Here is a 10,706-nt window from a genome sequence, read left to right as displayed (position 1 = left end):
GATCTGTCGTGGGAGACGGTGGGCGCGTTGCCCGAGATGGTGCAGACCGCCTATGGGTCGTTGACCACGGGACTCGACCTGCGTTCGGGGCAGTCGCTGCTGATTCGCGGCGGGACCTCGTCGGTGGGACTGGCCGCCGCCGCGCTGGCCAAACAGTGGGGCGCCACGGTTGTCTCCACAACCCGCAGGCCCGACCGCCTCGACGAGCTCGCCAAATACGGCGTCGACCACCCCATGCTGGACGACGGCGACCTCGCGGCCAAGGTGCGCGACATCTTCCCGCGCGGCGTCGACGCCGCCCTCGAACTCGTCGGCACCCCGACCCTGCCCGACACCATGAACGCCGTGCGCGTCCACGGGACGGTCTGCATGTCGGGCATCCTGTCGAATGAGTGGACGATCGACGGGTTCTACCCGATCAACGACATCCCGAACGGTGTCCGTCTCACGGGGTATGGCGGGGACGCCCGCGACCTGCCCGCCATAGCGCTTCAGTCCATCCTGGACGACATCGCCGCGGGCGAACTCAGCTTCCCCGTGCACCGCGTCTACGACGGCCTCGACGAGGTCCGCCAGGCCCACGCCGACATGGAAACCAACGCCGCCACGGGAAAGCTCGTCGTGCGGGTCCACCACGCCGACTTATCGGCCCTGATCGCGGCGTCTTCGACGTCGGCGGGTCGGTCCTCGGCCGCGTCTTCAAAGGTCGAAGCGTCGCGGCGCTGTGGACCGCGGCACGGGTTCTCAGCGCTTGTTGTTGGGGGCGTTCGTCCACAACTGGGCGGCGTTACCCTCGGCCATACGTCCCCTGTAGACCTCGAGCTTGTGGTCGATGATCGCCAGGCTGTCGGTCAACTCGGCGAGCTTGGCGACCACGTCGTCGCGGTGGTTTTCCAGCAGCGCCAGCCGCTCCGCCTCGTTGCCCGGGCCCGCGGTCACCAGTTCGGTGTAGCGGCGGATCGTGCGGATCGGCATGCCCGCCGCCCGAAACTTCGTGCACACCCCGATCCATCGCAGGTCGGCGGTGCTGTAGCGCCGCCAGCCGCCCGAGGTGCGGCCGACCGAGCCGACCACGAGACCGGCGCGCTCGTAGTAACGCAGCGTGTGGACGCTGACTCCCGAGCGTTCGGCGGCCTCGGCGATCGTGAAACCGATAGTGTCTTCCGATGTGACTTCGTCCGCTTCTTGCTTGACTTCGAGCACGCTCCAAATCCTAACGTCGATGTCATGACAGCTCCCACGCTTCGAAGCCCCGACGCCGAGGGCCTCACCCGACGGCGCCGATTCCTGGTGCTCATCATCTGCTGCATCAGCATGCTCGTGGTGATCATGGACAACACCATCGTCACCGTCGCCCTGCCCACCATCCGCGACAGGCTCGGCGCCTCCGTGTCGGGTCTTCAATGGACGGTGGACGCATACACCCTCGTGCTGGCCAGCTTTCTCATGTTCGCGGGCTCCAGCGCCGACCGCTTCGGCCGCCGCCGCGTCTTCCTGATCGGCCTGGCGTCCTTCGGCGTCGGCTCGCTGCTGTGCAGCCTGGCGCCGTCCATCGGCTGGCTGATCGCCGCGCGGGCGCTGCAGGCCGTCGGCGGCACCATGCTCAACCCCGTCGCGCTGTCGATCGTGGCCAACACCTTCCCCGACCGCGTCGAGCGCGCCCGCGCCATCGGCGTGTTCGGCGCCGTGTCGGGCCTGGCGCTGTGCCTCGGGCCGATCGTGGGCGGGGCGCTGGTCGACGGCATCGGCTGGCAGTCGATCTTCTGGATCAACCTGCCGATCGTGGCCGTCGCGATCGTGTGCACCCTCGCCTTCGTCCCCGAATCCCGCGCGCCCCGCCCCCGCCGCTTCGACCCCGTCGGGCAGGTGCTCGTCCTGGCGGTGCTCGCCTGCCTCGTGTACGTGCTCATCGAATCGCCCCGCCTGGGCTGGGCCTCGCCGATCTCTCTGGGCCTGGTCGCCGTCGTCGTGCTCGGCCTCGTCGGCCTGCTCGTCTACGAACCCCGACGCACCGACCCGCTCATCGAGCTGCGCTTCTTCCGCAGCGTCCCGTTCTGCGCCGCGCTCGTCACCGCCGTCGCGGCCTTCTACGGGTACGGCTCGTTCCTGTACCTCAACACCCTGTACCTCCAAAACGTGCGCGACTTCACCGCACTGGTCACGGGCCTGTGCATGCTGCCGATGGGGGCGCTGATCGTGGTGGGCGCCCCGCTGGCGGGGCGGGTCGTGGGCGCCCGCGGGCCCCGCGGGCCGATGGTGCTGGCCGGGGTGGCGCTGGCGGCGGGCGGGCTCGCGCTGACCTGGCTGAGCCCGACCACGCCGCTGGTCGCGCTGCTCGGGATCTACGTGCTGTTCGGGGTCTTCATGAGCACCGTCAACGCTCCCATCACCAACACCGCGGTGTCGGGGATGCCGATGGCGATGTCGGGGGTGGCGGGCTCGACCGCCTCGGCTAGCCGCCAGGTCGGCGTCACCCTGGGCGTGGCGGTGTCGGGTTCGATCGTGGCCGCGGCGATGAGCCACGGCGGCGTGGCCTTCACCTCGTCCAGCCACGCCGCCTGGTGGACCCTGACGGGCCTCGGCGTCGTGATCGTCGCGTTGGGACTGATCTCGACCACGCGCCGGGCGCTGGACAGTGCCCGGCGCGCGGCGTCCCTATTCGACGGATGGCACTAGCTCGGCGCCCTCGGCGTCGGTGCTCAGCGAGTCGATCATCGCGTCGGTCTCGGAGGTGCGCTCCGAGGCGACCAGCCCGAGTCCGATGTAGATGATCAGTGAGGCGAGGATCGGCGCCACCACGATGGTGGTCTGGCTGGAGACGAACGCGTAGTAGACCAGCCCGTACGTGATCAGGCCGCCCGCCCACGAGATCAGCGCCGCCCGCGACCCGCAGCGGCGGAACCACGGCAGCATGCCCAGCAGCAGCGGCACCGAGATCGGGCCCATCAGGGCCGCCACCCACGACACCACAATGGTCAGCACCCCGCCCAGACTGGTTGCCTGGGTGGCGATCGCCATGCTGGCGACGATGAAGGCGACGGTGGCGATGCGGCCGGTCGCCAGCTTCTGGCTGTCGGTGAAGGAGCGGGCGCGCCGCCACAGCGCGGGCAGCACGTCGCGGGTGATGACCGCGGCGATGGCGTTGGCGTCGGACGACACCATGGCCATGGTGTGGGAGAACATGCCCGCGATGACCAGGCCGATCATCCCGGCCGGCAGGAACCTCGTCGTCATGGCGGCGTACGACGTCGTCGGGTCGTCGACGTGGATGAACAGCGGCGCGGCGAACATCGGGATCATGAGAATCAAGGGCCACACCAGATACAGGCCCGCCGACAGCATCGCGCCGCGTCGGGCGGCGTGGCTGGAGGGCGCGGCCATGTACCGCTGGGCCAGGTTCCACATGCCGCCGTTGTACTCCAGCGTCTTCACCAGGACGTACACCAGCAGGAACAGGCCGGTGTACTTGCTGGTGGTGGGGGACAGGTGGTGCGCGGGCAGCCTGTCCCACATCGTCCACAGTCCACCGATGCCGCCCAGCTTGTCGAGGACGGCCCAGATCATCACCATCCCGGCCAGGCCCTGGATGATGAACTGTCCGAAGTCGGTCAGGGCGTCGGCCCACAGCCCGCCCGCCGTGCAGTAGGCGAGGGTGACGCACCCGGTGACCAGGATTCCCAACAGGATCGGGACGCCGGCCAGCGAGTTCAGCAGCACCGAGATCGCCAGCCACTTGGACGCGACGTCGAAGATCTTCAGCAGGCCGCCGCTCCAGGCCAGGGCCTGCTGGGTGCCGACGTTGTAGCGGCGGGCCAGGAACTCCAGGGGCGAGGCGACGTTGTACTTGGAGCGCAAGCGATTCCATCGCGGCGCCAGCAGCCAGGACCCGATGGCCACGCCGATGCCGATGCTGGCGAATCCCCAGAAGTAGACGGTGACGCCGTCGGTGTAGGCGACCCCGGCGTAGGCGACGAACATGACGGCGGAGTAGCCGGACATGTGGTGGGAGATTCCGGTGAGCCACCAGGGCATCCGGCCGCCGGCGATGAAGAAGTCCCTGGAGGTTTTGACGCGGCGCCGGGACCAGACGCCGATGCCGATCATCAGGGCGAAGTAGGCGATGACCATGCTCCAGTCAAGAATATGCATGGCTCAGACTCCGTTCACATATGTGGACACTGAATCGATATGAAAGACGAATTCAGAAATGCAAATGTTTAACGGGAAATTAGCACGGACGTCCTGCCGCGTCAACGCCTCGCGATCAGTCGGTCGCGCCCGGGGTGACGTCGATATTGGTCAGTCCCTTTTTGGCGTGCGACACGGTATTGGACGAGTAGACGACGTTGGGGTTGCCCTCGCACTTGGACTGCGAGGTGACGTCGATGGCGTAGTCGCCGGTGTCGCCCAGGTCGGAATCGTTGTCGCGCCATACGTTTCCGCACCCGTTGTCCATGTCGGGTGTGGTGGACGGGTTGTGCGTCTCGTAGCCGTTGGCGAAGACCCCGGGGTCCGAGAAGGTGCCCGTGTTGTGCTCGATGGTGTAACCGATGCCCTTGACGTCGATCCAGGAGTCGGCGGAGTTCTGGCCCGCGATGCCCTGGCCGTTGAAGGTGTTGCCGCTGATCTCTCCGCCCGTGGTGCCCTCCTTGACATCGATGGGCTCGGCGGCGACGTCGGGCCCGATCTTGTTGTCGCGCACCTGAACGCGGTCGGAGGAGTCGACGCCGTCGGAGTTGCCGAAGCACTCCCAGTTGGAGTTGGCCGAGCCGATGTAGACGCCCTCGCCGTACTCGGGTTGTTCCCGGCCGGTGTCGGTGATGGTGGAGTTCTCGATGACGCCGTCGGACGACGAGCTGCGGAAGTGCACGCCCTCGTCGGCGATGCCGTGCACCGCGACCCCGTCGATGGTGACGTGCGGGGAGTGGTCGACGACGATGCCCTTTTTGGAGTCGGCGACGGTGAAGCCCTTGAGGTTCCAGTTGGCGCTGTCGTAGAGCCACAGGCCGTAGCCGGAACTCCAGCCATTGCCGGGTTTCGCGCAGTCGGGTCCGTCGCCCGCGGGTCCGTCGCTGCTGAGCACCGCGTCGGCGGGCCCGGTCAGGGTGATGGGATTGTCGGCGTCGCCGGCGGTCTGGGCGACGAAGTTGCCGTGGTAGTCGCCCGGGGCCATCGCGATGGTCTGGCCCGGCTGGGCGTCGCCCAGCGCGGCCGACAGTTCGTCCGGTGTGGACACGTTGATGGTGTCGGCGGCGGACTCCGCGTGTGCCAGGGGCGACAGGGCCACGGCCAGCAGGGCGGCGGCGGGAATCGCGAGCCAGCCCAGATGGCGGGCACGGGGACGAGACATGGGTGCTCCTAGTTTGCCGGTCCCCGTGTGTATGTAGGTGTGTGCGTACCGTACCAGAATGCGGCCCGGCACAGAAGCCTGTCCTGTATCCACATATGTGGAAGCTATCCAAGCGTGGACGGCATCGGCTAGGGTCTGTCGGCATGACGACTCAGCGCATCCTGATCACCGGCGCCTCGGGCGGAGTCGCCGGTTTGCTGCGGCCCCGGATCATCGCGCCCGGGCGATCGCTTCGCCTCCTGGACATCGCCGACCCGCCCGAACTGTCGGAGCTTGACTCCATAACGGACTCCACGCCCGACGAGGAGATCGTGATCGGCTCGGTGACGGATCTCGGGCTGATGGAGCAGGCGTGCCGCGGCATGGACGCCCTGATCCACCTGGGCGGGCTGAGCGTCGAGGCCGCCGCCGACGACATAGTGGACGTCAACATCAAGGGCACGATCACGGCGCTGGAGGCGGCGCGGCGCGCGGGCGTGCCCCGGGTGATCCTGGCGTCGTCGAACCACGCCGTGGGTTTCCAGCCGCGCACCGACCGACCGATCCCCGCCGACGCCCCACACCGCCCCGATACCTACTATGGACTGTCGAAGGTGGCCATGGAGGGCGCGGGCCGCATGTACCACGACCGCTTCGGCATCGACGTCATCTGCCTGCGCATCGGCAGCTGGTTCGCCGGCGTGTCCGACCTGCGCGGGCTGGCCACCTGGATGTCGCCCGCCGACGGCGCCCGGCTCATCGAGGCGTGCCTGCGGGTCGAATCGCCCGGGTATCGCGTGGTCTGGGGGATAAGCCGCAACACCCGGCGCTGGTTCTCCCTCGACGAGGGCGAGGCGGTCGGCTACCACCCCGTCGACGACTCCGAGATCTTCGCCCCCGCCCTGATCGCCGAGCACGGCGAGCCCGACTTCGACGCCGACGCCGCGCTCAACCGGGTCGGCGGGCCCTGGACATACGTGGAGCTCGGAAAGCGGATGTAAGCGGATTCCGTTGCGGCGCAACGTGGACGCCAGCGAGCGGGCGTGTTCGCAGATCACGGCCGCCACGCGCTCCAGCTCCTCGGACGTGGCCAGCTGCGCGGGCATCGAGCAGCTGATGGCGTCGGTGGCGGGGATGCGGTAGTCCACCGTGGCCGCCACACACGCCACCCCGACCGTGCCGTGTTCCCTTTCGGACGCCCAGCCGCGCGAGCGGGTCTCGTCCAGCGCCGCGTGGAGTTCGGCGCGGTTGGTGATGGTGTTGTCGGTGAAGGGCTCCAGCTCGGCGGGCAGCAGGGCGTCCACCTCGGACTCGGTGAGGTCGGACAGCAGCACCTGGCCCAGCGCCGTGATGTGAACGGGGAGGCGGCGGCCGACGCGCGACACCACGCGCACGGTGTCGCGGGCCTCGCGGCTGGCCAGATAGATGATGTGGGCGTCGTCGCGGCGGGCGTAGTGGATGGTGTAGCCGATCTCGGCGCGAATGTCCTCAAGGGTGTGTGTGGCGTAGGGCAGCGCGGGGTCGCGGTCGAGGTAGGCGGTGCCCGACAGCAGGGCGTGGGGGCCCACGCCGAACGACGAGCCCGTCTCGTCGGCCTCGATCCACCTGAGTTCCCGCAGGGTGCGCACCAGGGCGTGCAGGCTGGAACGCGGGTAGCCCATCCGCTCCTGCAACTGCGCCAGGCTGAGCCGGGTGGGGGAGTCGGCCAGCGCCTCCAGAATCCTGACGGTGCGTTCGGCGGACTTCACCGATGGATTTTCGGCGCCTGGCATGCTTGCTCCCAAGGGTATTGACGGTCGCGCTGTGCGAATGCTAACTTCGCGGAGCGTACATATATAAATGTATTGTACACATATGTGGACGCGGGGCAGCATGATGTTGCCCGCCTCGGGCCCCTGCGAAGATTGGACGGTCGATGCAGCTCAGCGGACTCCTCTCGTTTCCCTTGACCCCCTTCGACTCCCGAGACGAACTCAACCTGGACGTCTACCGCGAACACCTCGAGGCCCAGCTCGCCGCGGGCCCGGCGGGCCTGTTCGTCGCCTGCGGCACGGGCGAGTTCACCGCGCTGTCGCGCCAGGAATACCGCGCCCTGGTCGCCTGCGCCGTCGAGACCGTCGCGGGCCGCGTCCCCGTCTTCGCGGGCGCGGGAGGGGGACCGAGGCTGGCGCGGGAATTCGTCGCCCTGGCCGCCGAGGCGGGCGCCGACGGGCTGCTGCTCCTGCCCCCGTACCTTGTGGAGTCCACGCCGCGCGGCCTGGTGTCCCACGTGCGCTACGTCGCCGAGACCAGCCCCCTTCCGCTCATCGTGTACCAGCGCGCCAACGCCGTGCTCGACCCGCCCGCCGCGACGGCCCTGCTCGACATCGACCAGGTGATCGGCCTCAAGGACGGCCGCGGCGACGTCGACGCCATGCTGCGCGTGGTCACCGCGATCCGCGCCAGCGGCCACCCCCGCGCCGAGGACTTCATCTTCCTCAATGGACTGCCGACCGCCGAGCTGTCCGCCCACGCCTACCGCGCCATCGGCGTCGACAGCTACTCCTCGGCCACCCTGTGCTTCGTCCCCGACATCGCCACCGCCTTCCACCGCGCCTTCGCCGAACGCGACGACGCCACGGCGCGGATGCTGCTGGCGGAGTTCTACCTGCCGTTCGCCGCGCTGCGCGGCGCCGTCCCCGGATACGCCGTCGCCCTGGTGAAGGCGGGCGCCGAGATGGGCGGGCTGCCCGTCGGCGGGGTGCGACCGCCCCTGGTCGACCCCACCCCCGAACACCTGGAACGCCTCGCCGAGATCATCGACGCGGGACGCAAAAGCCTGGGGAGCATCGGATGAGCGCGCTGACGATCACCGAAGCCGTCGTCACCCCGATCGCCTTCTCCGACCCTCCACTGTTGAACGCCGCGGGCGTCCACCAGCCGTGGGCGCTGCGCAGCATCATCGAGGTACACACCGCCGACGGCATCGGCGGGCTCGGCGAGTCCTACGGCGACGAACAGCACCTGGTCCTGCTGCGCCGCGCCGCCGCTGCGCTGAAGGGCCTCGACGCCTTCGACCTGGCGGGACTGCGCCGCCGCTGCGCCGAGGCCATCGGCTCCAGCGAGGCCCCCGACCGCCACGGCCTGACCGGCGCCTCCAGCATCGACAAGACCCTGGCCCGCGTCGTCGCCGCGTTCGAGACGGGACTGCTGGACATCCAGGGCCGCGCCCTGGGGCGCCCCGTCACCGATCTGTTGGGCGGCAAGGTCCGCGACACCGTCCCGTTCTCGGCGTACCTGTTCTACAAGTGGGACCGCCACCCCGACGCCGAACCCGACGAGTGGGGCGCCGCCCTCGACCCCGACGGCATCGTCGCCCAGGCCCGCCGCATGATCGACCGCTACGGGTTCGGGTCCATCAAGCTCAAGGGCGGGGTGTTCCCGCCCGACGAGGAGATCGCCGCCATCGCCGCGCTGCGCGACGCCTTCGGTGACCATCCACTCAGGCTCGACCCCAACGCCGCCTGGACGGTCGACACCTCCATCGCCGTGGCCGAGCAGACCGAGGGCCTGCTGGAATACCTCGAGGACCCCGCCCCGGGCATCGACGGCATGGCCGCCGTCGCCGCGCGGGCCCCGATGCCGTTGGCCACCAACATGTGCGTCGTCGGGTTCGCCGACATCGCCGAGGGCTTCGGCAAGCGCGCCGTCGGCGTGGTGCTCGGCGACCACCACTTCTGGGGCGGGCTGCGCGCCACCGGCGAACTCGGCGCCATGTGCCGCGCCTGGGACGTCGGCATGTCCATGCACTCCAACAGCCACCTGGGAATCAGCCTCGCCGCCATGACGCACGCCGCGGCCGCCACTCCACAGTTGACCTACGCCGTCGACACCCACTACCCGTGGCAGGACGGGCACGACGTCATCGAGCGTCCACTGAGCTTCGTCGACGGCGCGATCGAGGTGCCCGCGGGTCCCGGCCTCGGCGTCGACCTCGACCGCGACGCCCTGGCTCGCGCGCACGCCGACTACGAGACCTGCGGCATCCGCTTCCGCGACGACGAGACATACCTGCGACGATTCGACCCGACGTTTCGCATCCGAAAGGCGCACTGGTGAGGATCTCGGCGCACGCCTACCCGTGGGACGTCCTCGGCGATCCGTCGTTTCCGGACAGGATCCCCGACGGCGTCGACACCGTCACCCTGGCCGCCGCCTACCACTCCACCAGGGCCGCCACCCCGCTGCACCCCAGGCACCGCGTCGTCGACGCCCCCCACGCCGCGCTGTACCGCCCCGTGCGGACGTCCGTGTGGGCCAGGCGACGGCTGCGCCCGCTGGCCCCCGAATGGACCGACGGCCCCGACCCCTTCGGCGTCGCCACGCGAACATTGCGCGCCAAGGGAAAACGCGTCGCCGCCTGGATCGTCCTCACCCACAACAGCAGACTCGGCCGCGCCCACCCCGACGTCGCCGTCACCAACTGCTTCGGCGACGTCTACCCGTACGCGCTGTGCCCCGCCCACGCCGAGGTGCGCGAATACGCCGCCACCCTGGTCGCCGAGTCCCTGCTCGACACCCCCATCGACGAGGTGTCCCTGGAGGGCTGCGGCCACATGGGAATCGCACACAATGGACACCACGAGAAGACCGACGGCGCCTGGGACGCGGCGGCGTCCCGCTGGCTGTCGGTGTGCTGCTGCTACGCCTGCCAGGCGGGCTGGCGCTCCGCCGGAGCCGACCCCGAGGCCGTGATAGCCGCACTGCGCCGCGCCGCCACCCCGCCGACCGCCGACGTACCAAGCGATCTCGCTGACACCATACTGGACGGACGCCACGCCTCCGCCGACGCGCTGCGCGCCGAGGTGCTGACCGCGATCCGCGAAACCGCGCCCCACGCCACCATCACCCTGCACGCCAGCCCCGACCCCTGGGCCACGGGACCGTCCCCGGGTCTCACCGACACCGCCGCTTCCGACGCCGACGTCCTGCTGGTGCCCGCCTGGCCCACCGACGCGGCGTCCGCGACCGCCGTGGCCGCCGCCGCGGGGCGCCACGGCGCCGTCGACGCGTACGTCACCGCCCTGCCGCCCGCCGCGCCCGAGGGCCTCGCCGACCACGTCGACCGACTCGTCGCCGCGGGCGCCACGGGCCTGGCCCTGTACCACCTCGGCCTGGCCGCTGGCGACCGTCTCGCCGCGCTGGCCGCCGTCGCGCGGCGACACCGCGACTGAGAAGACCCCACTTTTCGGCGCCTGTTGTCAGTTCCTGGAAATGCGGCGCGGAGGTTCCACCGCAAATCTGGGAGCTCTTAGGACAGTGTCCCCCGCCGCGCCACCACCCAGTACTCGTACGCGTTGAGCGCCAACACCACGACCACCAGCCCCGCCAGGGTCAC

The 10,706-nt window shown here is 69.7% G+C and carries 9 protein-coding genes and 2 pseudogenes; 7 read left to right on the top strand and 4 right to left on the bottom strand.

Translation table 11 applies throughout. The features are described from left to right. Positions 1–36: 36 nt before the first annotated feature. A pseudogene (locus VE172_RS25750) lies at positions 37–564 on the top strand (zinc-binding dehydrogenase); the annotation flags it as partial. 180 nt (positions 565–744) lie between these two features. On the opposite strand, the gene VE172_RS18775 reads toward VE172_RS25750, so the two are convergent. After that, positions 745–1,203: a MerR family transcriptional regulator gene (locus VE172_RS18775; RefSeq protein ID WP_324803496.1), complete on the bottom strand. Its 459-nt coding sequence runs from the start codon at positions 1,201–1,203 to the stop codon at positions 745–747. A 24-nt stretch (positions 1,204–1,227) separates the two neighbouring features. On the opposite strand from VE172_RS18775, the gene VE172_RS18770 reads away from it, so the two are divergent. After that, positions 1,228–2,676, top strand: coding sequence for an MFS transporter (locus tag VE172_RS18770; RefSeq protein ID WP_324803495.1), 1,449 nt, complete (start codon positions 1,228–1,230; stop codon positions 2,674–2,676). On the opposite strand, the gene VE172_RS18765 is transcribed toward VE172_RS18770, so the two are convergent. After that, positions 2,656–4,149 carry a sodium:solute symporter family protein gene (locus VE172_RS18765; protein ID WP_324803494.1) on the bottom strand — a complete coding sequence of 498 codons (1,494 nt, stop codon included), beginning with the start codon at positions 4,147–4,149 and terminating at the stop codon, positions 2,656–2,658. The genes VE172_RS18770 and VE172_RS18765 overlap by 21 nt on opposite strands. 115 nt (positions 4,150–4,264) lie before the next feature. Next, positions 4,265–5,350, bottom strand: a complete 1,086-nt coding sequence (locus tag VE172_RS18760) for a right-handed parallel beta-helix repeat-containing protein (protein WP_324803492.1) — start codon at positions 5,348–5,350, stop codon at positions 4,265–4,267. 143 nt (positions 5,351–5,493) lie between these two features. Between VE172_RS18760 and VE172_RS18755 the strand changes: the two genes are divergently transcribed. Together VE172_RS18755 and VE172_RS18750 are read left to right on the top strand one after the other, a co-directional pair. Continuing rightward, positions 5,494–6,330: an NAD-dependent epimerase/dehydratase family protein gene (locus VE172_RS18755; protein ID WP_324803491.1), complete on the top strand. Its 837-nt coding sequence runs from the start codon at positions 5,494–5,496 to the stop codon at positions 6,328–6,330. A 10-nt stretch (positions 6,331–6,340) separates the two neighbouring features. Then, the gene (locus tag VE172_RS18750; RefSeq protein WP_324803490.1) at positions 6,341–6,472 is read left to right on the top strand and encodes a hypothetical protein; all 132 of its coding nucleotides are present in this window, start codon (positions 6,341–6,343) and stop codon (positions 6,470–6,472) included. Here the strand turns inward: VE172_RS18750 and VE172_RS18745 are convergent. Beyond that, positions 6,421–7,101 (bottom strand): annotated as a pseudogene (locus tag VE172_RS18745) (IclR family transcriptional regulator); the annotation flags it as partial. The gene VE172_RS18750 and the pseudogene VE172_RS18745 overlap by 52 nt on opposite strands. Positions 7,102–7,244: 143 nt before the next feature. Here VE172_RS18745 and VE172_RS18740 point away from each other — a divergent pair. From VE172_RS18740 to VE172_RS18730, 3 genes are read left to right on the top strand one after another with little or no spacing between them, the layout of a single operon-like run. Continuing rightward, positions 7,245–8,165 carry a 5-dehydro-4-deoxyglucarate dehydratase gene (locus tag VE172_RS18740; RefSeq protein WP_324803489.1) on the top strand — a complete coding sequence of 307 codons (921 nt, stop codon included), beginning with the start codon at positions 7,245–7,247 and terminating at the stop codon, positions 8,163–8,165. Then, positions 8,162–9,427, top strand: coding sequence for an enolase C-terminal domain-like protein (locus VE172_RS18735; RefSeq protein WP_324803488.1), 1,266 nt, complete (start codon positions 8,162–8,164; stop codon positions 9,425–9,427). The genes VE172_RS18740 and VE172_RS18735 overlap by 4 nt, the downstream gene beginning before the upstream one ends. Further along, positions 9,424–10,542: a hypothetical protein gene (locus tag VE172_RS18730; RefSeq protein WP_324803487.1), complete on the top strand. Its 1,119-nt coding sequence runs from the start codon at positions 9,424–9,426 to the stop codon at positions 10,540–10,542. The genes VE172_RS18735 and VE172_RS18730 overlap by 4 nt, the downstream gene beginning before the upstream one ends. Positions 10,543–10,706: the final 164 nt, after the last annotated feature.

The organism is Stackebrandtia sp., from assembly GCF_035643755.1.
Taxonomy (GTDB): Bacteria; Actinomycetota; Actinomycetes; order Mycobacteriales; family Micromonosporaceae; genus Stackebrandtia.
Note: the sequence above shows the minus strand (reverse complement) of the source record. Positions and strands in the feature narration are given on the sequence as shown.

What these genes read in the sequence shown, in the direction of transcription:
- VE172_RS18770 (WP_324803495.1), top strand. Translation starts at nt 1,228, where the DNA reads ATGACAGCTCCCACGCTTCGAAGCCCCGACGCCGAGGGCCTCACCCGA.
- VE172_RS18765 (WP_324803494.1), bottom strand. Translation starts at nt 4,149, where the DNA reads ATGCATATTCTTGACTGGAGCATGGTCATCGCCTACTTCGCCCTGATG.
- VE172_RS18760 (WP_324803492.1), bottom strand. Translation starts at nt 5,350, where the DNA reads ATGTCTCGTCCCCGTGCCCGCCATCTGGGCTGGCTCGCGATTCCCGCC.
- VE172_RS18755 (WP_324803491.1), top strand. Translation starts at nt 5,494, where the DNA reads ATGACGACTCAGCGCATCCTGATCACCGGCGCCTCGGGCGGAGTCGCC.
- VE172_RS18740 (WP_324803489.1), top strand. Translation starts at nt 7,245, where the DNA reads ATGCAGCTCAGCGGACTCCTCTCGTTTCCCTTGACCCCCTTCGACTCC.
- VE172_RS18735 (WP_324803488.1), top strand. Translation starts at nt 8,162, where the DNA reads ATGAGCGCGCTGACGATCACCGAAGCCGTCGTCACCCCGATCGCCTTC.